Genomic DNA, 22496 nt, shown 5'->3' with positions numbered 1-22496 from the left:
ACCACAATTATTTTTTATTGCTATTTTTAGGGTATATCGCCCCAAGCACAGTTTCTTGGCTTGCACCAGTTACAGAAGCCAAATTCCCTGAAAGCCCAGAAATGGTTCGAGCAGCTAACCATGCAAATGCCAAAGCTTCCATATCATCCCCACTCAGACCAAATTTATCACTTGGCGCCACTTCAATCCCAGGCAGTAAGGCTGCCATCCGCTGCATTAAAAAGATATTTTTTGCTCCGCCACCGCAGACTATCAAACGCTCACAACCGCCACATAGTAACACTTGCTCTGCAATAGAGGCTGCTGTCAATTCGCATAACGTTGCTTGCACATCATCGACTGAAATTGAAGGAAAATGAGCCAAATGCTGTTCTAACCATTGTGTGTTGAAATACTCTCGCCCCGTACTTTTCGGTGATGAACGCCTAAAGTATGGGTCACTTAGCATCGCTTTTAGTAATGCATGGTCAACTTGACCACGACTGGCCCATTCACCATCTTTATCGAATGCCTTTTGCTTAATACGCCAACTCCAGGTATCCATTAACATATTGCCAGGTCCAGTGTCATAGCCTTTGACATAAGCACCAGGTAACAAAGCTGTCACATTAGCTATTCCACCAATATTTAGTACAATTCGTTTTTCTGTAGAATGCCCTAAAACAGCTAAATGAAATGCAGGAACTAAAGGTGCCCCCTGCCCCCCATAAGCCATATCTCTTCGCCGGAAATCACCTACCGTTGTGATCCCCGTTAAAGCCGCAATACGGTTATTATCACCTAACTGCATAGTAAAAGGTTGCTCGCCATCAGGCTCATGCCAAACAGTTTGACCATGGCAACCAATGGCAATGATATCTTCGGATGTTAGCCCTGTTTGAGTAAGAAGCTGGTTTATTGCATCTGCATATAAAGAGCCTAGCTCTCTATCAATTTTACCAACCTCTGATAGCGTTGTTACTTGTCCTTGGCATATATCTAAAATTCTTTTTTTTAATCCAATAGGAAATGCAACACTCAAACTGGATTGCTCTGCGACAAATTTGTCACTAATTGCAGCAAGAACGACATCAACACCATCTAGGCTAGTTCCTGACATAACCCCTATGTAACGACCTGATTTCATCATTATTCTTGTTCCTTCAGAGTGCACATTGACTTTACAACGCTCGACTACAAAAGATTGTGCTTTGATGACAAATTTTGTCAACAATTCGATGCAATTTCTCGGCGCGCTTCGCAGGAATAATAAATAAATGCTTTAAAACTCAAAATTGCTAGACAACCCAAATAAAAAAGACGTTTTGTAATACCTGAAATTTTCATTTCCAATATAATGGTACATAATATATTTATCAGCTCGGCATTACGGTTCTGTACCTCAGCTAAAGTTTTAACACCTTATTTCTGTTTGGCAACGGGTGCGAAAAGATGCTCATAAGCTGACTACCCTATTGAATATTTAACAAAGAGTGCCTTATTGAATGAAATAATCGCGAATTTGAGATATTTTACCTAGTGTTTACACTTTATTTAAATCAATATCGGTAATCTAACCATCGCTTTTTAATACCATTATTTTGATACTTGTTGTGTTTATGGTGAAAACAAATATACGATGCTATGTTAGTGCCACAGACAGCAAATCTCATAGGAGTTCTTATGCTTAAGAAAGTTTTTGTAGGTGTTGTAGCAGTTGCAGCTTTATCAGGCTGTGTCAATACCAGTACGCTTTCTGGTGATACTATTTCAGCCAAGGATGCGAAACAGGTACAGACTGTGACTTATGGTACTGTTCTGAATGCTCGCCCTGTGACTATTCAAGCTGGTGAAGACGGCAACGTAATTGGCGCCATTGGTGGTGCAGTACTTGGTGGGTTATTAGGTAACACTATCGGTGGTGGGACAGGTAACACATTAGCAACTGCTGCGGGTGCTATCGCTGGTGGCTTAGCTGGCCAAGAAGCTCAAGGCGCATTAAATAGAAGCCAAGGTGTTCAATTAGAAATCCGCCTCGATAGCGGCAAAAACATTGTTGTAGTTCAAAAACAAGACCCAAACACCTTCCGTAATGGTCAACGCGTTATGATTGCGAATAGCGGAAATACCGTTACTGTATCTCCTCGATAATCTTACGGTTACTAAATTAGGTATGCTCACCGGCTATTGCCGGTGAGCATTTCTTATAAAAATATTGCTGAATAATATAATAACTTTATGTTTGATAATCATATTTTATATTTATCATGCATGGCTTTTAAGTAATGTAAATTCTTGTTTACACATAAATGCCTTGCTTTCAAACCAATAAACTTATTTTAGCCTATCCCCTCTAATCAATTGTTTGTTATTAATTAATACACACCAATGAATTAGCTAATAAAAAAACAAAAGCAACATCAAGACATACAATTTACAACTTTAATTATATTTCACAGCAATCATTCAACAAGAACAATAACCGAGTGTGATTGCTCATCCTATTATTACCCTATAAAAATTGCATGATCCAATTATTTTTATTACCAATTTAATAATTAGCATATCATTTATTAGCTAGTCATATTATTTTCACATCAAGAATCATTTTGCAGTCTTAAAATATTCTTTTCAAGCTTCAGAAGTAATTGTGACAACTGATAAAGCTCATCTTGGCTAATGTTATTCAATATTTCTAGACGCGTATTATTTATGACTTGATCTACAGTTTTAATAAAAGGTTCAGATTCTTCAGTTAATTTTATTCTTTTAGCTCTCCTATCATTTGTGCAAGTATGCCTAGAAATAAGTTTTTTTTCCTCCAACTGATCTAGAGTTCTTACTAATGAAGGCTGTTCAATACCAATCGCTTTCGCTAACTGTATTTGTGATTGTTCAGGTGGTAGTTGACTTATATTATGTAATGTAACCCAATGTGTCTGTGTGAGTTTAAGAGGCTTCAAACGATAGTCGATTAATGCTCTCCACATGCGAACAACACGTGATAACTCTGTCCCAATTTGTGATTCCAATTTACCCTCCTTTATATAATTATAATGTCTAAAAAACATACCGTCTTCATATTATTTTTTGAATTATATATTAATTTCCTTTTATATTTACAACTTTTTATTTATACATTAGCTATTAAATACCTATTTCTAGTTATAATGACTGGTTTATTATGTGGTATAACTCCCATTAATACTTCGCAAACTCATCCATTATCTCAATCCAGGCTTAATAAGATAACCTATCAATTATCTTATTAATAAGAATAGCCGCACTCTCCTTTTTGATCTATCTATTTTACCTCTTATAGTAGTCATGAATAACAATAAAAAAAACAACGACAAATAAACCTTTAAAAAACAAATGAATATAGTTAATCTTAAAATCATGTTAATTACAGTCATTTTGATTTAACCTATACTAATTTTTAATAAATAAAATTTCATTGAAATATAAACCAAGAAATAAATAGCTTATCATTAATTCCAGTTGAATTAATTCACATTAGGAATAAAACATTTGTTTTATTCCTAATGAAATTTAAGAAGCTGGGGATTAAAAGAGTCGTTGTTGCTTATCGATGATTTTTTCTTGATCTGGTTTTTTATTTAATATTCTTAAATAGCGTTGGCGACATAAACGAAGTACATTTCGTTTTTCAGTATCCGAGAATTTTAGCCAATTAAAGCGTTCATCACGAGTGCGGTAACAACCTCGACAATAACCTTGCTCATTACTTTGACAAATACCACGGCAAGGGCTGGGGATCTCAAAAAATTCAAGTTGTTCGGCCATAAGTTTCCCCTTCAAAAGAAAAAATCACATTAAATCTGTGATATACTCCTAAAAATGAGTATTACCATTATTTGTTCAAAAAACAAACTGTAATCATTGTATTTATTAATTTAAGCACGTTATATTAATAGGTAAATCGATTCAGGCTGATTCTTAGAGGTTTAAAATGCGCTTACTCCATACTATGTTACGTGTTACTGATATGCAGCGTTCTATTGATTTTTACACAAAAGTGTTAGGCATGCGCTTATTAAGAACGAGTGAAAACACAGAGTATAAATACTCTCTCGCGTTTGTTGGTTACAGCGATGAAAGTGAAGGCGCCGTCATAGAGTTGACCTATAACTGGGGTGTTGACCAATACGATATGGGTAATGCATATGGTCATATCGCTCTAGGCGTCGATGATGTTGCAAAAACGTGCGATGATATCCGTAACGCAGGTGGAAACGTCACACGTGAAGCGGGCCCTGTTAAGGGCGGAACCACTGTGATTGCATTTGTGGAAGATCCTGATGGTTATAAAATTGAACTGATCGAAAATAAAAGCGCAAGTAAAGGCTTAGGCCATTAATTCGCGATATGATTTAGAAGTTTAGGTACCTAACTTAGCACCTAAACTTCTATCACCGTTTATCTGCAAATTTTTACTGGTTTTGGCATAATGTCATCCAACTAGAAAACTAAAATCGAAAGTCCTAATGTCTGAAAAAAACAATCCAAACGCCCTAGTGAACCGCTTTAGGGGATACTATCCTGTCGTTATTGATGTTGAAACTGGTGGGTTTAATGCAAAAACTGACGGCCTGTTAGAAATTGCTGCCATCACCTTAAAAATGGATAAAGACGGCTGGCTCTCCATGGATGAAACATTGCATTTTCATGTAGAACCTTTTGAAGGGGCGAATCTTGAACCGTCCGCTCTTGCCTTCACCGGAATTGATCCAACAAACCCTCTACGCGGTGCTGTTAGCGAATATGACGCCCTTCATGCGATATTTAAAGTCATTCGCAAAGGAATGAAAAACACAGATTGTAATCGCGCAATTATTGTCGCTCATAATGCTAATTTTGATCACAGCTTTGTCATGAATGCGGCCGAGCGAGCAGGTTTAAAACGTAATCCTTTCCATCCATTTGCGACCTTCGATACTGCAGCACTGAGTGGCCTTGTATTTGGTCAAACAATTCTGGCAAAAGCTTGTGTTTCTGCGGGTATCCCATTCGATGGTAAACAAGCTCATGGCGCACTGTATGATACGAATCGCACGGCTTTGCTATTTTGTGAAATCGTTAATAAGTGGAAAAAAATGGGTGGTTGGCCAATTATTGAAGACAGTCAATAATCTTTTAGTAAATCACCATGACAGAAAAAACCGTATTTGATGTAAAGCAAAAATGCCTTCGTCAAATACGGTTTTTACGTCTTTTATTTGTGGCTTAATTTAGTCTGCGCTAGCTTCATCTGCTGGACGATATTTATCCGCAGTTTCTTTGATTAGAGACTGGAGCTCACCACGCTGGAACATTTCCATGATGATATCACAGCCACCGACCAGCTCACCATCCACCCATAATTGTGGAAAAGTCGGCCAGTTTGCGTATTTTGGCAATTCAGCGCGAATATCTGGGTTTTGTAAGATATCAACATAAGCAAAACGCTCACCACAAGAAGACAGAGCTTGTACTGCTTGAGCAGAAAAACCACAGCTCGGAAGTTTAGGAGAGCCTTTCATATATAATAAAATTGGGTTTTCTTTAATTTGGCGCTCAATTCTTTCAATAGTTGTCATTTTTAACTTCCTTAAAACAAAGATGCAGGTTTGCAGTCAGCCGGTAACTGAGAGTCTACCGCAACTTAACAGAATACATTGACTGATATAATAAGAAACTGAATTGTTTCATACAATATGCCAGTTTTATAGGGGCATTACTATAGCATTCCAAAAAGTAAAAAGGCATCTTTTCTATCTTCTCTTTACCTAAGTCAAACAAGCAGCTATTTCTAGTTAAAAATGCATATTTGATATATTCAGGTCATCTATTCGGAATATCCATATGATTTCTATGTGTAACTCCCCTATTTATTTGTTAACATTTGAGTAACGCTATTACCTTTACCTTTGTAAGGTTTAACGTGTTATCATTAATATATTAAATATCATATCGCCGATAGGCGAAACTCTAATGATAAGCAGTAACCGACTATTTCGCTCATTTTAAGAGCAAACACCCTAAGTTTTTTGATATAAAAGCAATCAAGGAGTACGCAATGTCATTTGAACTACCCGCTTTACCGTATGCAAAAGATGCTTTAGAACCTTATATCTCAGCTGAAACCTTAGAATATCACTATGGTAAGCACCATAACACGTACGTTGTTAACTTAAATAACCTAATCAAAGGCACTGACTTTGAAGGAAAATCTTTAGAAGAAATTATCAAAACTTCTGAAGCCGGAGTTTTTAACAACGCAGCACAAGTTTGGAATCACACTTTCTATTGGAATTGCTTAGCGCCAAATGCAGGTGGTGAACCAACAGGTAAAGTAGCTGATGCAATCAATAAATCATTCGGTTCTTTCGCTGAATTTAAAGCTCAATTTACTGATGCAGCAACCAAAAATTTTGGTGCAGGTTGGACATGGCTGGTGAAAAAAGCAGATGGTAGCCTTGCTATAGTGAATACATCTAACGCTGCAACACCTATTTCTGGTGATGATAAGCCCGTGTTAACTGTTGATATTTGGGAGCACGCTTACTATATCGATTACCGTAACGCTCGCCCTAAATATTTAGAAAACTTCTGGGCACTGGTTAACTGGAAATTTGTGGAAGAAAATTTAGCATAACAATTTCTGCTTGTTGCTAAGTTTAGATACTGCAAGGGCGAGATATACTCGCCCTTTTAAATTCACCCTACTCAAGGCTGAAATAAAATCAGAAAATATGCGCAGCAAGAAAGATAATTAATGCTAATGAGCCCAGCGCAGCAAGCAATCCATATTTAACATCTGTATCCATGAGTTCCTCTCATTCTAATGTAATTGAATTAATAAATAACCATGAAACAATAAAGGTTATTAAGTATACATATCCAAAAAAGTAAAACTAGTGTCTATATCACATGTTATAACATCAATTATTTCTTTCGTTTTTGCGCTAGATCAGACAAAATCGACAACAAATCGCTAAATTATTGCCAGCAAAGGATCAATGCATCAATATGCAGGTAATTTTTTAACAAGAATTCTTATAGAGACCGGTTATTGGTCAGGAGTTTTTTTCCCCCATGGCAACGATTAAAGATGTGGCGAAGCGCGCTGGCGTATCTACCACAACCGTATCCCATGTTATTAATAAAACGCGCTTTGTAGCTGATGACACTAAGGCTGCGGTTTGGGCTGCAATTAAAGAGCTCAATTATTCGCCAAGTGCGGTTGCCCGTAGTTTAAAAGTTAACCACACAAAGTCGATTGGGTTGTTAGCAACTTCCAGTGAAGCGCCTTACTTCGCTGAGGTGATCGAATCTGTTGAAAATAGCTGTTATGAAAAAGGCTATACGCTGATTCTTTGTAATTCTCATAACAATTTGGGAAAACAAAAAGCGTATTTACAGATGCTAGCACAAAAGCGCGTTGATGGCTTACTTGTGATGTGTTCCGAGTACCCTGATACCTTAATTGGTATGCTAGAAGATTACCGCAATATCCCAATGGTAGTCATGGACTGGGGAACTTCTCGTGGCGATTTTACAGATAGCATTATTGATAACTCGTTCCATGGTGGATACCTAGCAGGTCGCTATTTAATTGACCGTGGGCATCGCGATATTGGAGTGATCCCTGGTTCACTTGAAAGAAATACAGGTATTGGACGTTTAACTGGCTTCAAAAAAGCAATGGAAGAGGCCAAAATTACACTAAAAGAAGAATGGATAGTTCAGGGGGATTTCGAACCTGAGTCTGGCTATAAAGCAATGACGCAAATTTTAAGCCATAAACAGCGCCCTACCGCTGTATTTTGTGGTGGTGATATCATGGCAATGGGAGCAATTTGTGCCGCTGATGAAATGGGATTACGTGTTCCACAAGATATTTCAATCATTGGCTATGATAATGTGCGAAATGCGCGCTATTTTACACCGGCATTGACCACAATCCACCAACCCAAAGAGCGTTTAGGGCAAATGGCCTTCACAATGCTGCTCGATCGTATCGTCAATAAGCGCGAAGATGCTCAAACAATCGAAGTCCACCCTCGCCTTGTAGAACGTCGTTCTGTTGCAGATGGTCCATTTATCGATTACCGCCGATAGTACGAATAACTAGGTTGAAAGCCACTCTGCGTTAAGCGTTTCGTTATCGCCAAGGTAATCTAACAACCAGCTGAGCGCTGGTGATGTATTATTTTCCACCCAAGTTAAACAGCAAGGACTGGGTGGAAAAGGCTGCGCTAATGATAGTTCAACTAATTGGCCGTTTTCACAAAGCGGAGCCGCTCGATGCTCAGGTACCATCCCAACACATAACCCATTAACTAAACAAGCTAAGCCATTTTCCCAGTAAGGCACAACAAGCCGACGCTGGTTATCAAGAGCCCAAGTATCACGTTTGGGTAGGTTACGTGAAGTATCTTCAAGGCACAAACTAGGGTACTCTCTCATTTGATCATCGGTCAGTTTTTCACCTATTCTGGCTAATGGGTGCTCTGGGCTTGCAACACACATCCACGACATAAAACCCATATCACGGAAACTATACCTTTCACCAATTGGAGATGCTCGAGTCGCACCAATCGCAACATCTACACGCCCATCAGCAAGTGCATCCCACACCCCATTAAACACCTCTGGATGAATAAAGAGTTCGATATCAGGAAAATGACGATAAAAATCAAGAATTAGCTGTTCTGTCCGCTGTGGTTTGACAATACAATCAACGGCAATACTAAATTGACCACGCCAACCATTCGCAACTTGCTGACACTGGTGACGAGTATCTGTCATTTTTTTGATAACAGAACGGCTCTCCTTAATAAATATCGCCCCAGCTTCCGTTAGCACAACATCACGATGTCGACGCTCAAACAGAGGAACCGCAAGCCATTCTTCAACTTGCTTAACGGTATAGCTGATTGCAGAAGGTACACGGTGCAATTCTTCAGCAGCACCACTAAAGCTTCCAGTTCGAGCAACTGCATCAATCACTTCGAGTGCATGCGCAGACCACATAACTTCTCCTTTCAAAAATTTTGATAACAAGATCCAAATATTACCGTTTCACAACCTAAAAAAATAGCCTATACAATGGCGTCATCATTAACATTTTTTTAAATATCAGATAAGTAATAATTATGTCGAATACTGTGAAAAAAAACGCCCCTGGATTTATGGTGTACCTTGCAGGACTTAGCATGCTGGGGTTTTTAGCCATTGATATGTATTTACCTGCATTTGGTGCTATGCAAGACACCCTGCATACATCCGAAGGCGCGATCAGTGCTTCTCTCAGTATCTTTTTAGCTGGTTTTGCCTTCGCTCAGCTATTATGGGGGCCATTATCAGACAAACTTGGCCGTAAGCCTGTTCTCATTGTGGGCTTAACTATTTTCATTTTAAGTAGCTTAGCTATTTATTGGGTGGAAACCGCAACACAGCTATTAACACTACGTTTTTTACAGGCGGTTGGAGTCTGCTCCGCGGCTGTTTTGTGGCAAGCACTAGTTATCGACCGCTATGATGAAGCAAATACCCAAAAAGTTTTTGCTTCTATTATGCCGCTAGTCGCGCTATCCCCTGCTTTAGCGCCATTATTAGGTGCATGGGTTCTTGAGCACCAAACATGGGAAGCAATTTTCCTGATCCTAATGGCGGTGGGTATATTACTTTTATTACCAACGCTCTTTTTGAAAAATGTTTCAGTTAAAACAATAACTGATGACAACCAACCACAAGCTAAGATTTCTTTCTCAAATTTGCTCAGTTCCCCTGTTTTCAGCGGCAACGTACTAGTTTATGCATCCTGTAGTGCAGGTTTCTTCGCTTGGCTAACAGGTTCTCCCTTTATTTTACGCAATATGGGCTTCAATCCTGCTGATATTGGTTTGAGTTATATTCCACAAACTCTAGCCTTCATTATTGGTGGATATGGCTGCCGTATTTTATTAGCAAAAATCCGAGCAGAAACAATATTTCCATTGTTACTTCTTGGTTACGCGCTAAGCATGTCCATTTTATTTATCATGGCTATCTATACCACACCATCATTAACCATGATCTTGATCCCATTCTGCTTTATGGCAGCAATGAATGGAGCCTCTTACCCAATTGCAGTATCTAAAGCACTAAATACATTTCCTAGTGCGAGTGGTAAAGCAGCTGCGTTACAAAATGCCTTACAATTAGGGCTATGTTTTTTAGCAAGCCTACTTGTTTCTGCCTTGACCTTCGATCCATTGTTGGCAACAACCGGGGTCATGGCAGTCACAATTATTCCAATGGCCATTGGCTATTTTATGCAACGTTGTGCCAGCAAAAACAATCAAACTCTTAAGCAAGTCGATTACCAAGCGAATTCATAAAGTGTAGTTTACTGAATCAACCATGCCGATAAGACTCGGCATGGTTTTTATTTTAGTGAATTCAAGAAAATGTTCCTTCAGTGTATAGCACTTGTGAGGATACGGTAATATTTATTAAGTATGTTGCTATATAACCCATTATTCTTAACTTACAACCCCTAATATTCTCTCATCAATTTTCTTTATTCAAAGCGGATTTCACTAAAAAATAAGGCTTTTATTTTGTCATCTACTAAGATATAGATATTTCTTGGTTAATTTTCTTGTTAAAAAACGTTATCATTGCGACATTAAATAATGAGTGCTCAAAAATGATGTTAAAACAGTATTATCCACCAGATGAATTAAAATCCTTTGTTAGTTCTATTTTGATAATCAAAGAGTTTACAGAGGCAATTAAAATTTTCCCTGGAACTGGTGCTGAAATCTGGGTTTCATCAGATGCTTTTTGCATGACAACAGAGAGCGACTCAGTCGCAGACTCATACCAACTTATTATTCCTAGGGTTAATACGTTTACTGCTAGCCCCAATCATTCTAAAGTCATGGTATTACGTATTCGTCATGATGCCTTACGTTTTTTACTACCTCAAAGCACACTAAATTATACGGATAAACCCATCGCATTGAGTGGCATATGGGAAGACCGCTGGTTTGAAGCTTTAGCTAATTCTTCATTTAAAGAGCTGTTAGAGTGTTTTAATAAGACAAAAGCCAAGAAAAAACCTCATTTCATAGATGAAATCTTAGAGTTGCTATATCGTAACCCAACTAAAAAAATCACTGAAATTGCCGAAGAGACCGGCTTACATGTCCGTGTCATTCAAAAAGAGTTTCTAAAAGAATATGGTATTACGCCAAAAAGGTACCAGATCAATTGTCGCTTAGAACATGTTTTAAAAAGTATGGTAGTAGAACAAGACACCTACCGCTGGTTTGAAACAGGCTATTATGATCAATCCCACTTTTACCGTGATTTTAAAAGATACTTTACTATGACGCCGTCGGCATTTTTAAAATCGAGTTATTCGCTTTTTTACAATACAAAAACTAAGTACCCATTAAGATAGTTCTTAATACATAAGGAGAACGGAATGAGTATTGTTGTGTATGCCCAAATTACAACAGAAAGGACGGATGGGTATTTAACGAAAGAAATCGTTCGTGACTTAGCAAAACTAAGCCGCCGAGAGAAAGGATGCATTCAATATGATCTTATGGCTAAAGAGAATGGTTACATTGTTTTCGAGGAATGGGAAGACACTCAGGCATTAGAGATGCATAAAAATAGCCCTCATTTCAGGCGTTTAGTTGAAGCAATTGAACGTGATAACGCCAGCTTTTCTGTCAATTTTAGTGAAAGATGATCTATTAATAATGAAAGCTAGAGCTAGTTGTCATTTTTGAGAATTTTAATCATCTTTATTTAATAGAACTTCATAACCTACATTCAAGAAACAAAGATTGAACGTGTTTCATTCAGGCTATAGCATAAACCATTATTGCTATAGCCTACCTGACTGTTTATGCCGCTATTTATCTTTCAAGCACGAAACACGGTTATTACTTTGCATGCCTATTTACTCTGTTTTTGCTGCGTCAGCCAATTCTTCTGCTTGTTGTAATAATCTTTCTTGTTCTTTTTGATTTAAAACACGCTCAACAGTATCAACAATCGCCTGAGTTTGTGGATCTATCTCAATATTTATTTTATCACCCAAACGTTTTTTACCTAATGTTGTTCTCTCTAATGTTTCAGGAATGAGATGCACACAAAAACGATTATTGATCACGTCACCGACAGTTAAACTAATACCATCAATCGCTACAAAGCCTTTATGTAAAATGTATTTCATTAATGGTTTATCATGAATTGACAACCAAATTTGATGGTTATCTTCAGATGTGAAGATTTTACTAATTTCAGCGGTTGTCATAATATGACCAGAAACAACATGCCCACCTATTTCGTCACCGTATTTTGCGGCACGTTCGATATTAACAACATCACCTTCTTGCAATTCCCCCAAATTAGTTAATCTCAGGGTTTCTTTAATTAGATCAAAACTGACTCTTTCGCCATCAATTTTTGTTACCGTCAAACAACAACCATTATGCGCAACGGAGGCCCCTGTTTCTAAACCTTTCAGCAATTCTGGGGTAAACTTCATTACATGAGTTCTAAAGTTGGCTCTTTCTGTAATTTCAATAATAGGAGCAGTCGCTTGAACAATGCCTGTAAACATAATGATTCTCAGTGTAGTGGATTAATAGACTCAGTTTACATCAGAATTTTTAGAGATCTATCCTATTTGAGTGGTAAACAACACGATAATAAACCTTATATTCAGTAATATATTAGGCTTGAAAATGCTCTTTTATAGTTTGTTACCATATCATTATTGGAATCTATTTAGAAACGGGATAGAATGAGCGGTTTTTAATAATCAATGAGTTTTAAGTAACTCACTTATTTTTCTAATTTTTTTCCTCTTACTTGCTTTTATTACAAAGGTGTATGCGTGCAGAAATATTTTACAGAAGCGCGTAGCTTGTTGGCACTTGGTATTCCTATCGTTTTAGCTCAATTTTCACAAACTGCGATGGGGTTTGTGGATACAGTTATGGCTGGAAGCGTTAGTGAAATTGAGATGTCCGCAGTTGCAGTTGGTTTTTCCATCTGGCTGCCAGCTATTCTTTTTGGCCAAGGGATTTTAATGGCATTAACCCCAATCGTTGCACAAATGAATGGGTCAGGTCGTCGTAACTTAATTGGTGACCAAATTCAGCAGGGCCTGTGGTTAGCGCTACTTTTAGCCTTAGGTATTATGTGCCTTCTTTATAATAGTCAGCTAATTATTAGTAATATGCCCCATATTGATAAAGAATTGGCGGATAAATCTGTCCGTTTTTTACATGCTATTATGTGGGGTGCGCCAGGCTACTTATTTTATCAAGTATATCGTAGCCAATGTGAAGGGCTTTCAAAAACCAAGCCGGGGATGGTGATTGGTTTTCTCGGCTTAATGATTAATATTCCCATTAACTATATCTTTATCTATGGTCACTTTGGTGCCCCCGCTTTAGGTGGTGTTGGTTGCGGTGTCGCCACCGCATCAGTGTATTGGGCTATGTGTCTGATGATGAGATGGTATGTGAAACGTGCTACTGCGCAGCGTGATATTCGCCCTACACTCTCTTTCACATCGCCAAATCCATTAATCTTGAAGCGAATTATTGTGTTAGGTACACCAATTGGTCTGGCACTTTTCTTTGAAGTCACTTTATTTGCTGTCGTTGCACTGCTAGTCGCTCCATTAGGTGTTGTCGCAGTAGCTGGTCACCAAGTTGCGTTGAATTTCAGCTCTGTGATGTTTATGTTCCCATTATCATTAGGAATAGCTGCAACCATTCGCGTAGGTTACAACTTGGGACAGAAATCAACTGAAGCGGCTAAAGTTTCATCTTATACTGGCATTGCTGTTGGCTTAATGGTCGCTTGTTTTACCGCGGTTCTCACAGCCGTCTTCCGTGAGCCGATTGCAATGATGTATAACAAAAACCCCGAGGTGGTTGTTTTAGCTAGTAGTTTAATGCTATACGCCGCTATTTATCAGTTGTCAGACTCTGTGCAAGTTATTGGTGCGGGCATTTTACGTGGCTATAAAGATACGCGTTCTATTTTCTTTATTACCTTCACTGCATATTGGTTACTTGGCTTACCTTCCGGCTATATCTTAGCGTTAACTGATATCATTGCACCGGCGATGGGGCCTAAAGGCTTCTGGATTGGCTTTATTATTGGTTTGAGTGCGGCTGCAATAGGAATGGCGACACGAATTATGTGGATCCATAAGCAGACAGAGGATGTTGTTTTACTTCGTTCAGCGCGCTAATCGACGGTTTTTTAAGCTTTTTATTATGGGAGAAGATGTATTTCGCACCAGATAGTTTTAAATACGAGCAAACTATCACGAAAATACATTTTCCCCTTGCCAGATGAACTTCATAACGTTAATATTCATCCCCGTTGTCACCTAGATAACTTTTAGATGCGTCCGTAGCTCAGTTGGTTAGAGCACCACCTTGACATGGTGGGGGTCGGTAGTTCGAGTCTACTCGGACGCACCATTTCTAGTGAACACAATGTTAATTTTCAGCGCGTCCGTAGCTCAGTTGGTTAGAGCACCACCTTGACATGGTGGGGGTCGGTAGTTCGAGTCTACTCGGACGCACCATTTCAAATTAACACAAATCAAGTCTCTCAGTGCGTCCGTAGCTCAGTTGGTTAGAGCACCACCTTGACATGGTGGGGGTCGGTAGTTCGAGTCTACTCGGACGCACCATTTAATTTATCTTCCTACCCCACTAAAATTTCTCTTGATTGTCTATTATTATTCCCTTATTTTGTTGCGCAACAAATTAACAGCCTAATATCAACTGAATTTTTGATCTGAACGCCTTCTTCTTTTAATTTAATAAAATTTGATTTGTCTCACAGTTTTTTGTTGTCTATAATACTCACATTGGCTGAAAGGTTTCAACAGTAATAAATCAATACGTTAGCTTTAATTGAATTTGTCATCTACACTATAATAAGAATCAAAATGTGACAAATTTAAGTGTAAAAATGCATTAAACACCAGACTGTCGCCTATTCTTATAAATGAGTTGCGCAACAAAATTTACCCTGCGCACGACTTATTAAATGTACTAAGCATCGGCGGCAATACCGATTTCCTTTATAACATTAGATAGACTGCCATGAAAAAAACCAAAATTGTTTGTACTATCGGTCCAAAAACCGAATCAGAAGAAAAACTGACCCAACTCCTTGATGCAGGCATGAACGTCATGCGTCTCAATTTCTCTCACGGTGACTACGAAGAACACGGTCAACGTATCAAAAACCTTCGCGCTGTTTGTGCAAAAACAGGTAAACAAGCTGCTATTTTGCTAGATACTAAAGGGCCTGAAATCCGCACCATGAAATTGGAAGGTGGTAACGACGTTTCTCTCGTTGCTGGTCAAACTTTTACATTTACTACCGATACCTCTGTGGTAGGTAATAAAGATAAAGTTGCGGTGACCTATGCGGGTTTAACTTCAGATTTGAAAGTTGGCAATACCGTATTAGTTGATGATGGCTTAATTGGTATGAAAGTGACTAATGTCACTGCAACTGAAGTTGTTTGTGAAGTTTTAAATAACGGTGACCTCGGTGAGAAAAAAGGGGTTAACCTGCCAGGCGTTTCAATTGGCCTTCCAGCATTAGCAGAAAAAGATAAAGAAGACTTAGTCTTTGGTTGCCAGCAAGGTGTTGATTTTGTTGCTGCTTCATTTATTCGTAAGCGCTCAGATGTTGAAGAAATTCGAGCTCACCTGAAAAAACACGGTGGCGAGAACATCCAAATTATTTCTAAAATTGAAAACCAAGAAGGTTTAAATAACTTTGATGAGATTTTAGAAGCCTCTGACGGCATCATGGTCGCTCGTGGTGATTTAGGCGTTGAAATCCCAGTTGAAGAAGTTATTTTTGCACAAAAAATGATGATTGAAAAATGTGTTGCAGCACGCAAAGTCGTGATCACAGCAACCCAGATGCTTGATTCAATGATCAAAAACCCACGCCCTACTCGCGCAGAAGCGGGTGACGTTGCCAATGCTATTTTAGATGGCACTGATGCGGTTATGTTGTCTGGTGAAAGTGCTAAAGGTAAATACCCGGTAGAAGCTGTTACCATTATGGCAACTATCTGTGAACGTACAGACCGTGTAATGCAAACTCGCATCGATAACCAAAAACCAAGCCAACGCCTACGTGTCACTGAGGCTGTATGTCGTGGTGCGGTGGAAATGTCTGAAAAATTAGATGTCCCATTAATCGTTGTTGCAACTTATGGCGGTAAATCGGCTAAGTCTGTCCGTAAGTATTTCCCTACTGCACCAATCTTAGCGTTAACTACCAATGAAGAAACTGCACGCCAGTTACTGTTAGTTAAAGGTGTGATCCCAATGATAGTTGGTGGTTTTACTTCTACAGATGACTTTTATCGTGAAGGTAAACGCGCAGCTCTAGAAAGTGGTTTAGCTGTTTCTGGTGATGCGGTTGTAATGGTCTCTGGCGCATTAGTACAAAGCGGAACAACCAATACATCTTCAGTTCACGTACTTTAATTAGTCTTTAATTGTCTTCTAAAAGGCCGATAGTGATTATTTTAGCTATCGGCCTTTTTATTTAGATTTAACATTTAGTGCTGCCTTGATGTAACTATCCCTTTATTTACTTTTCTCTAGTAAATATCTTATTGCATTTTAAGTGTAATATCATAAACCCCACTTAAATTGGTCAAATAACAACCTTCATTGATCTTAATTTAAATTTTTCTTCTTTTTCCTAGTACTAAATATAAAGTATTTCTAGCAAAACTTCATATTTAGTACTAGCATAAGACATAGTAAGTGCCATACCCTAATTTTCATTAGGTTGTTTTAAAGGGATATAGCAAGCTTTAAGATAACAAGCTTAGCTCTATTGTTTGGTGACTTGCTTTTTTATATTTTCAAGATAAATCAATCTAGAGGGTAAAATAATGATTCGTACTAAAATTGTACTGGGCTCTATCGTATTAGCTTCAGCATTACTAGCGGGTTGTTCTAACAGCACTGAAGTGCAAAAACTCTCTTCAGATGTGCAAACTCTGAATGGTAAAGTTGATCAACTGAGCAACGACGTTCAGTCTCTGCGCTCTGACGTACAGACAGCTCAAGAAGAAGCAGCACGTGCTAACCAACGTCTGGATAACCAAGTTCGTACTTACAAAAAATAAGTTCGATTTGGCGATAATCTAGTCTTAAAGATCCTTCTTTGAAGCTAGTAGCATTTATGAGGGCCTATGAAAATAGGCCCTTATTATTTGGTCAGGGTTATTGAGTTACAACAGAAGAGCGGTATTTCGCAGGTAGCAAGGCCCCAACTTTACCGTCATAGATGGGTTCTGGCTGTGAAATCGAGAATGGCTCAATAGGTACTAAACCTTGGTGTTGTGTTTCATCTTCAGGGATACCATTACTCTGATCATTATTTACACGCACAGGCATACCAGAACGCCTTGCTAGCTCTTTTTCCACTAAAGCCTTATCAATCCCTTCATTTTCTAGAAAACGCTTGAAATCGTCAGACAGCTTGATTGGCATGGTTTGTGGGTCATCACCGCTTGTTCGTGACAATGGCTGATGCACCTCAATGTAATAACTGCCATCAGTTTCTTTGGAGTATTTGACAGGCTGATCAATAACTTGGACACGAGTTCCTTTTGGTACTGTTTTAAATAATGCTTCGATATCATCAGGACGTAAACGAATACAACCGGAGCTCACTCGCATACCAATACCAAAATCCGCATTAGTGCCGTGTATCAGATATTCACCACGCCCATACGCTAGGCGTAATGCATACAAGCCCATTGGATTTTCAGGCCCTGCTGGAACGACGGCTGGAAGAGTTATACCTTCTTTAGCGTAATTTTTACGGATATTCGCCGTTGGTGTCCATGTAGGATCTTTAATTGACTGACTTACTGAAGTCACCATTTCAGGTGTGTCGCGACCTAACTGGCCGATACCGATAGGATAAACAATCACTTCCTCACTGTTCGCAGGGTAATAATATAAACGCAGCTCCGCCAGGTTAATCACAATTCCCGTTCTTGGTGTTGATGGTAACAACATTTGTGCTGGAATGATGAGTTCTTTACCCGCTTCAGGAAGGTACGGGTCTGTTCCTGGGTTTGCTTCAAGCATACCGAGTAGACCGATTTGGTGCTCACTTGCAATGGCCTCCAATGGTCGCCCATCATTGGGGACGATATACGTGTAATTTTCCCCGATAAGACGAGTGTTACTGTCAGGTAATGGATATTCTTTTGCTTGAGCTGGAGCCAATAAGGCGCTCATGACAAATAAACTTGCCACCGTCAAAACTCTTTTCATACCTACTCCAAGGAAAATAGTGTTCTTACAATAATTCAATGATTATTGTTCATAATAGCAACTATCCTTCATATCTTTAATACTAATTAAATATTTTTATTAAGTATTAATAAGGTAGTAGTCTTTTTATGATAGCCAAATACAATCACTTTAATGGACTGGTCGAATAAAAATAATAACCAAGAAGTAAAATAAGTAAGGGAGCATAAAGCTCCCTGCAGACTTGCTGCCAAACATATTATGTTTGGCAGCAAGTCTAATAGGTTATTGAAAATAAATTAGGAAAATCAATAAATTGATTTTCGGCTGATAACACAAAGCGGGAAAAACCACGCTTTTATCCCGCTTTGTCAACAACCTCAAGGGAGCATAACGCTCCCTCGGTAGGATCATACTAATTGTGCCGCACGCGATAAAATTGTACGGATCATCGCATTTAAACCTTGAGTTCGCGAAGGTGTTAAATGTTGCTCCAATGCAAGTTGTTCAAAAAATGACTTCACATCGAGTGCGAGTATTTGTTGCGCCGTTTTGCCTTGAAAAAGGATAATCACAATAGCAACTAACCCTTTAACGATTGCTGCATCGCTATCACCTGCAAACGTAATTGTCCCGTCTGCTTGTTTTTGCATATCAATCCACACTTGGCTTTGGCACCCTGCGATTAAATTATTATCGCTTCTTTGTACCTCTGAGAGTTCAGGTAAACGTCCCCCTAGCTCTATCATATAGAGATAGCGTTCCTCCCAGTCCTGACAACGGGAGAAATTACGTAATAACTTATTTTCATCGGGTAATGCGGGCATGCTCAGTTCCTTTACCATATATTTCTTATGTGCTTAGCCTAACAATTTTTTAATGCGCTGTAACGCATTGTATAAAGAATCGATTTCTTCTTTCGTGGTGTATATACCCACAGAAGCACGGCACATAGCAGGAACGTGATAATGTTCCATTAATGGTAAAGCACAGTGATGGCCAGTACGGATAGCAATACCATATCTATCTAGAAAAGAACCCACATCATAGGCATGGTGCTGGCCTAGATTAAACGCCAAAACGCCTTCCCGTTGGTCATTGCCATATAATATAACTGATGGTATTTCTTGCAATTTCTTAGAAGCATATGCCATTACTTCAGCTTCATGAGCAAATACATCAGGTAAATTAAGTGCGTTTAAATAATCGAATGCCGCCCCTAACCCAATAATTGCGCTAACGTTCGGTGTTCCTGCTTCAAAGCGCCATGGCGCATCAGCAAAAGTGATCCCTTTGGTCAGGCTGACTTGACGGATCATTGCCCCACCGCCCTCCCATGGTGGCATCATATCCAAAATAGCTTTTTTGCCATAAAGGATACCAATACCTGTCGGGCCATATAACTTATGCCCTGAAAACACATAGAAATCACAGTCTAAGGCTTGCACATCAACCTGCTGATGCATTGCACCTTGCGCGCCATCGACCAATATCGCGATCTCTCCACCTTTTGAAGCCGCAATCGCTCGAGCTTGTTTAATGATATCCTGTACGGGATTAACTGTTCCCAATACATTAGAGATATGTGTAAAGCTCAATAATCGCGTACGTGAATCAATGACATCATTTAATACATCTAATTGCAGTCTACCATCGTCAGAAATTGGGATAATTCGAATTTCAAAGCCAATTTCCTCAGCTAACATATACCAAGGTACAATATTCGCATGGTGCTCCATTTCAGTGATGACAATATTGTCCCCTTCATGGAAATACTTTCGACCAAAACTATTTGCAACAAGGTTAATACCTTCCGTTGTGCCTTTAACAAACACGATTTCTTCATTTGAAGCTGCGTGAATGAAAGCGGCGGCTTTTTGACGAACCTCCTCCATCATTGTCGTCGCATTTGCACTGAGAGTATGTATACCGCGGTGAACCGCGGCATACTGATGTAACGTAAACTCACTTTCTATTTCAATAACTTGCAAAGGCTTTTGTGCACTTGCGGCGCTATCTAAATAAACCAGCGGATGATTATTGACTGACTGTGATAAGGCAGGAAAATCCTGCCTTACTGAAGCGACATTGAATAGCATGGATATTAAACCTCCGCTAAGCGCTGGCGGATGTTTGCCATCACAGCGTGTTTTAACTCTTCCGATTCAATAGATTCCGTAAGTTCCGCAGCAAATGCGATAATAATCATATGTTTTGCTGCCTTACCCTCAATTCCTCTTGAGCGCAGATAAAACAGTTGTTCGTCATCAATACGACCGACCGTTGCACCGTGACCACACTTTACGTCATCTGCATAAATTTCAAGCTGAGGTTTAGTATCAATTTCTGCTTTTTCACCTAACAACAATGTGTTGTTAGTCATTTGACCATCTGTTTTTAATGCGTTGGGTGCGACTTTGATCATGCCATTAAAGACAGCTTTACTGCTATCCATCGCAATCACTTTATGTAATTGACGGCTATTGCAGTAACCTTTATTGTGCTCTAAATACGTACGAGTATCAGCAATTTCATTGCCTTTAGGCAGCAGTATACTGTTGAGTTCAAACTCAGTATTTTCACCGTCAAGGCGAGCACTTGTATGGTTTCGTGTTAATAATGCGCCAAGTAAAAAACTGGTACTTTTCACACGGCTATCGCGCCCAATAACAATATCATTGTGAGCAAAATGCTGAGCTTGGCCATTTTCAACATTTAACTTAAAGTGACTAAAGTCTGCGTTATCACCGACTTCAACTGTTAAACGGCTGCCAGTCATGTGTGTTTGCTCATTCAAACTGACATAATGCTCAATAACTTGGGCTTTACTGTTTGCATCCAAGGTTAAATGGTACCGATACTGGCTAATATTGGTGGTCTGTTTATCGTCGCTACCCGTTGAAATATTGAGCAGGTACAATGGCTTTTCTGCTATTTTATTTGCTGCAAGATGGACGACTAACGGTTGTACAGCCAAGCTTTCGGTTAAATGCAAAAAAATCTCGCTATTTACAGGCGAAGGAAGCAAGTCTTGGTTATCAAGTAAAGCCACTTGGAATGGCCCCATATCAATAGAGCTCAATGCAGAACTATAACGCCCATCAATTAAAACAAGGCGATATGCATCAATTGGCAGAGCCAGTGCTTCGCAGTCTTGTGCTACAACATCACCATCACTAAAACGATACTGAGTCTCAAGTACAGTATTTAGTGGAGTATAGTGCCAATCTTCATGGCGAAACACAGGTAAACCAACTTGTTTTGCTATTTCCCAATGGGTTTTAGCATGTTGAGAATTCGCACCATGTCGTAGTTCAAATAATTCAGAAAAACGTGACATTGCTTGCTCGTTAAGCTTCGCAACTTCCGCACGTTTTTGTGCTCTTTCACTGTTGGTCAATAAGCCAGCCATAACCCTGCTCCTCCAGTTTTTTCGCTAAACTGAAATCACCTGATTTGATGATTTTCCCTTGATATAACACGTGGACAAAGTCAGGCTTCACATAATCTAAAATACGCTGATAGTGGGTTACGATGATAAAAGAACGCTCAGGCGAACGTAATGAATTCACGCCATTAGCCACAATTTTCAACACGTCAATATCTAAACCAGAGTCAGTTTCATCGAGAATACACAATTGAGGCTCTAGAGCTGCCATCTGTAAGATATCATTACGTTTTTTCTCACCACCGGAGAAACCTACGTTGACAGAACGCGCAAGTAAATCTTCTGGCATTTCTAATAATTTGATTTTGTCTTCAATAAAATCTTGAAAATCGAAACGATCTAATGCTTCTTGCTGACGATATTCTCTAACCGCATTGACTGCCGTTTGTAAGAAAAATTGGTTACTGACCCCTGGAATTTCAACAGGGTATTGGAATGCAAGGAAAATACCTTCCCCTGCACGCTCTTCTGGATCTAGTGCAAATAGGTCTTTACCTTTAAACGTCACTTCACCGCTATCAATTTCATACTCTTCGCGGCCAGCAAGTGTGGCGGATAATGTACTTTTACCAGAGCCATTTGGCCCCATAATGGCGTGAACTTCCCCAGGTTTTACCTCCAGAGATAACCCTTTTAAAATCTCATTACCTTCTACACTCACGTGTAAATCTTTAACACTTAACATATTTACATGCCTTTAGCGCTTTAGC

22 protein-coding genes and 3 tRNA genes are annotated in these 22496 nt (G+C 39.1%); 14 read left to right on the top strand and 11 right to left on the bottom strand.

The genetic code is table 11. The features are described from left to right. Positions 1-7 precede the first annotated feature (7 nt). Entirely contained in the window at positions 8-1129 is a 1122-nt protein-coding gene (gene anmK, locus PR683_RS02855) for an anhydro-N-acetylmuramic acid kinase (protein ID WP_109911270.1), read from the bottom strand. 533 nt (positions 1130-1662) lie between these two features. On the opposite strand from anmK, the gene PR683_RS02850 reads away from it, so the two are divergent. Beyond that, entirely contained in the window at positions 1663-2130 is a 468-nt protein-coding gene (locus tag PR683_RS02850) for a glycine zipper 2TM domain-containing protein (RefSeq protein WP_004910448.1), read from the top strand. 446 nt (positions 2131-2576) lie between these two features. Here PR683_RS02850 and slyA read toward each other — a convergent pair whose 3' ends face one another. Together slyA and PR683_RS02840 are read right to left on the bottom strand one after the other, a co-directional pair. Continuing rightward, positions 2577-3011 carry a transcriptional regulator SlyA gene (gene slyA, locus PR683_RS02845; RefSeq protein WP_109911336.1) on the bottom strand — a complete coding sequence of 145 codons (435 nt, stop codon included), beginning with the start codon at positions 3009-3011 and terminating at the stop codon, positions 2577-2579. Positions 3012-3546: 535 nt separating this feature from the next. Then, positions 3547-3786 (bottom strand): DUF1289 domain-containing protein, encoded by a 240-nt coding sequence (locus PR683_RS02840; RefSeq protein ID WP_004910445.1) that lies wholly within the window; start codon positions 3784-3786, stop codon positions 3547-3549. A gap of 166 nt (positions 3787-3952) precedes the next feature. On the opposite strand from PR683_RS02840, the gene gloA reads away from it, so the two are divergent. Next, entirely contained in the window at positions 3953-4360 is a 408-nt protein-coding gene (gene gloA / locus PR683_RS02835) for a lactoylglutathione lyase (RefSeq protein ID WP_004910442.1), read from the top strand. Between the two features lie 127 nt (positions 4361-4487). Further along, a complete protein-coding gene (gene rnt, locus PR683_RS02830; protein ID WP_110731883.1) occupies positions 4488-5132 on the top strand; it encodes a ribonuclease T in 645 nt (214 codons plus the stop codon). A gap of 99 nt (positions 5133-5231) precedes the next feature. Here the strand turns inward: rnt and PR683_RS02825 are convergent, their stop codons facing one another. Further along, the gene (locus PR683_RS02825) at positions 5232-5579 is read right to left on the bottom strand and encodes a Grx4 family monothiol glutaredoxin (RefSeq protein WP_004910439.1); all 348 of its coding nucleotides are present in this window, start codon (positions 5577-5579) and stop codon (positions 5232-5234) included. A 479-nt stretch (positions 5580-6058) separates the two neighbouring features. Here PR683_RS02825 and sodB point away from each other — a divergent pair, with 479 nt between their 5' ends. Together sodB and purR are read left to right on the top strand one after the other, a co-directional pair. Further along, positions 6059-6637, top strand: coding sequence for a superoxide dismutase [Fe] (gene sodB, locus PR683_RS02820; protein WP_110731882.1), 579 nt, complete (start codon positions 6059-6061; stop codon positions 6635-6637). A 440-nt stretch (positions 6638-7077) separates the two neighbouring features. Beyond that, entirely contained in the window at positions 7078-8103 is a 1026-nt protein-coding gene (gene purR, locus PR683_RS02815; RefSeq protein WP_004910435.1) for an HTH-type transcriptional repressor PurR, read from the top strand. Between the two features lie 9 nt (positions 8104-8112). On the opposite strand, the gene punR is transcribed toward purR, so the two are convergent. Next, positions 8113-9018 carry a DNA-binding transcriptional activator PunR gene (punR, locus tag PR683_RS02810; RefSeq protein WP_004910433.1) on the bottom strand — a complete coding sequence of 302 codons (906 nt, stop codon included), beginning with the start codon at positions 9016-9018 and terminating at the stop codon, positions 8113-8115. A 122-nt stretch (positions 9019-9140) separates the two neighbouring features. Between punR and punC the strand changes: the two genes are divergently transcribed. From punC to PR683_RS02795, 3 genes are all read left to right on the top strand, one after another. After that, positions 9141-10367 carry a purine nucleoside transporter PunC gene (gene punC, locus PR683_RS02805; RefSeq protein ID WP_110731881.1) on the top strand — a complete coding sequence of 409 codons (1227 nt, stop codon included), beginning with the start codon at positions 9141-9143 and terminating at the stop codon, positions 10365-10367. A gap of 311 nt (positions 10368-10678) precedes the next feature. Beyond that, positions 10679-11437 (top strand): helix-turn-helix transcriptional regulator, encoded by a 759-nt coding sequence (locus PR683_RS02800; protein WP_226537834.1) that lies wholly within the window; start codon positions 10679-10681, stop codon positions 11435-11437. 24 nt (positions 11438-11461) lie between these two features. After that, a complete protein-coding gene (locus PR683_RS02795) occupies positions 11462-11734 on the top strand; it encodes a putative quinol monooxygenase (RefSeq protein ID WP_004910428.1) in 273 nt (90 codons plus the stop codon). A 213-nt stretch (positions 11735-11947) separates the two neighbouring features. Here PR683_RS02795 and PR683_RS02790 read toward each other — a convergent pair whose 3' ends face one another. Beyond that, positions 11948-12613 carry a riboflavin synthase gene (locus PR683_RS02790; protein WP_004910425.1) on the bottom strand — a complete coding sequence of 222 codons (666 nt, stop codon included), beginning with the start codon at positions 12611-12613 and terminating at the stop codon, positions 11948-11950. A gap of 276 nt (positions 12614-12889) precedes the next feature. On the opposite strand from PR683_RS02790, the gene PR683_RS02785 reads away from it, so the two are divergent. From PR683_RS02785 to PR683_RS02760, 6 genes are all read left to right on the top strand, one after another. Beyond that, on the top strand, positions 12890-14263 hold the full coding sequence (locus tag PR683_RS02785) for an MATE family efflux transporter (protein ID WP_004910423.1): 1374 nt from the start codon (positions 12890-12892) through the stop codon (positions 14261-14263). A 158-nt stretch (positions 14264-14421) separates the two neighbouring features. Beyond that, positions 14422-14498, top strand: a tRNA-Val gene (locus PR683_RS02780). Positions 14499-14528: 30 nt separating this feature from the next. Next, positions 14529-14605: transfer RNA gene (locus PR683_RS02775), tRNA-Val, on the top strand. A 31-nt stretch (positions 14606-14636) separates the two neighbouring features. After that, a tRNA-Val gene (locus tag PR683_RS02770) sits at positions 14637-14713 on the top strand. Positions 14714-15131: 418 nt separating this feature from the next. Continuing rightward, positions 15132-16544, top strand: a complete 1413-nt coding sequence (gene pykF / locus PR683_RS02765; protein WP_004910422.1) for a pyruvate kinase PykF — start codon at positions 15132-15134, stop codon at positions 16542-16544. 416 nt (positions 16545-16960) lie between these two features. Then, positions 16961-17197, top strand: a complete 237-nt coding sequence (locus tag PR683_RS02760; RefSeq protein ID WP_004263789.1) for a major outer membrane lipoprotein — start codon at positions 16961-16963, stop codon at positions 17195-17197. A gap of 97 nt (positions 17198-17294) precedes the next feature. On the opposite strand, the gene PR683_RS02755 is transcribed toward PR683_RS02760, so the two are convergent. The 5 genes from PR683_RS02755 to sufC form a co-directional block, all read right to left on the bottom strand. Continuing rightward, a complete protein-coding gene (locus PR683_RS02755) occupies positions 17295-18359 on the bottom strand; it encodes a L,D-transpeptidase family protein (RefSeq protein WP_004910418.1) in 1065 nt (354 codons plus the stop codon). Between the two features lie 389 nt (positions 18360-18748). After that, complete coding sequence (gene sufE / locus PR683_RS02750) at positions 18749-19165, bottom strand: cysteine desulfuration protein SufE (RefSeq protein WP_004910417.1); 417 nt, start codon at positions 19163-19165, stop codon at positions 18749-18751. A gap of 33 nt (positions 19166-19198) precedes the next feature. Further along, the gene (gene sufS, locus PR683_RS02745) at positions 19199-20437 is read right to left on the bottom strand and encodes a cysteine desulfurase SufS (protein WP_209101399.1); all 1239 of its coding nucleotides are present in this window, start codon (positions 20435-20437) and stop codon (positions 19199-19201) included. Positions 20438-20442: 5 nt separating this feature from the next. Beyond that, positions 20443-21750: a Fe-S cluster assembly protein SufD gene (gene sufD / locus PR683_RS02740; protein WP_196723493.1), complete on the bottom strand. Its 1308-nt coding sequence runs from the start codon at positions 21748-21750 to the stop codon at positions 20443-20445. Then, positions 21725-22471 carry a Fe-S cluster assembly ATPase SufC gene (sufC, locus tag PR683_RS02735; RefSeq protein ID WP_272581665.1) on the bottom strand — a complete coding sequence of 249 codons (747 nt, stop codon included), beginning with the start codon at positions 22469-22471 and terminating at the stop codon, positions 21725-21727. Before sufC ends, sufD begins: the two co-directional genes overlap by 26 nt. Between the last annotated feature and the right edge of the window lie 25 nt (positions 22472-22496).

The sequence above is a fragment of the Providencia sp. PROV269 genome (assembly GCF_028477785.1).
GTDB classification, from domain to species: domain Bacteria; phylum Pseudomonadota; class Gammaproteobacteria; order Enterobacterales; family Enterobacteriaceae; genus Providencia; species Providencia rettgeri.
This window is presented reverse-complemented; position numbering and strand designations above follow the sequence as displayed.

Excerpts from the sequence above, each read along its gene's own strand:
- PR683_RS02760 (WP_004263789.1), top strand. The coding sequence starts at position 16,961 with ATGATTCGTACTAAAATTGTACTGGGCTCTATCGTATTAGCTTCAGCA.
- punC (WP_110731881.1), top strand. The coding sequence starts at position 9,141 with ATGTCGAATACTGTGAAAAAAAACGCCCCTGGATTTATGGTGTACCTT.
- purR (WP_004910435.1), top strand. The coding sequence starts at position 7,078 with ATGGCAACGATTAAAGATGTGGCGAAGCGCGCTGGCGTATCTACCACA.
- pykF (WP_004910422.1), top strand. The coding sequence starts at position 15,132 with ATGAAAAAAACCAAAATTGTTTGTACTATCGGTCCAAAAACCGAATCA.
- sufD (WP_196723493.1), bottom strand. The coding sequence starts at position 21,750 with ATGGCTGGCTTATTGACCAACAGTGAAAGAGCACAAAAACGTGCGGAA.
- sufE (WP_004910417.1), bottom strand. The coding sequence starts at position 19,165 with ATGCCCGCATTACCCGATGAAAATAAGTTATTACGTAATTTCTCCCGT.
- anmK (WP_109911270.1), bottom strand. The coding sequence starts at position 1,129 with ATGATGAAATCAGGTCGTTACATAGGGGTTATGTCAGGAACTAGCCTA.
- PR683_RS02795 (WP_004910428.1), top strand. The coding sequence starts at position 11,462 with ATGAGTATTGTTGTGTATGCCCAAATTACAACAGAAAGGACGGATGGG.
- PR683_RS02755 (WP_004910418.1), bottom strand. The coding sequence starts at position 18,359 with ATGAAAAGAGTTTTGACGGTGGCAAGTTTATTTGTCATGAGCGCCTTA.
- rnt (WP_110731883.1), top strand. The coding sequence starts at position 4,488 with ATGTCTGAAAAAAACAATCCAAACGCCCTAGTGAACCGCTTTAGGGGA.
- PR683_RS02800 (WP_226537834.1), top strand. The coding sequence starts at position 10,679 with ATGATGTTAAAACAGTATTATCCACCAGATGAATTAAAATCCTTTGTT.
- PR683_RS02850 (WP_004910448.1), top strand. The coding sequence starts at position 1,663 with ATGCTTAAGAAAGTTTTTGTAGGTGTTGTAGCAGTTGCAGCTTTATCA.
- sufS (WP_209101399.1), bottom strand. The coding sequence starts at position 20,437 with ATGCTATTCAATGTCGCTTCAGTAAGGCAGGATTTTCCTGCCTTATCA.
- gloA (WP_004910442.1), top strand. The coding sequence starts at position 3,953 with ATGCGCTTACTCCATACTATGTTACGTGTTACTGATATGCAGCGTTCT.
- PR683_RS02790 (WP_004910425.1), bottom strand. The coding sequence starts at position 12,613 with ATGTTTACAGGCATTGTTCAAGCGACTGCTCCTATTATTGAAATTACA.
- punR (WP_004910433.1), bottom strand. The coding sequence starts at position 9,018 with ATGTGGTCTGCGCATGCACTCGAAGTGATTGATGCAGTTGCTCGAACT.
- PR683_RS02825 (WP_004910439.1), bottom strand. The coding sequence starts at position 5,579 with ATGACAACTATTGAAAGAATTGAGCGCCAAATTAAAGAAAACCCAATT.
- PR683_RS02840 (WP_004910445.1), bottom strand. The coding sequence starts at position 3,786 with ATGGCCGAACAACTTGAATTTTTTGAGATCCCCAGCCCTTGCCGTGGT.
- sodB (WP_110731882.1), top strand. The coding sequence starts at position 6,059 with ATGTCATTTGAACTACCCGCTTTACCGTATGCAAAAGATGCTTTAGAA.
- sufC (WP_272581665.1), bottom strand. The coding sequence starts at position 22,471 with ATGTTAAGTGTTAAAGATTTACACGTGAGTGTAGAAGGTAATGAGATT.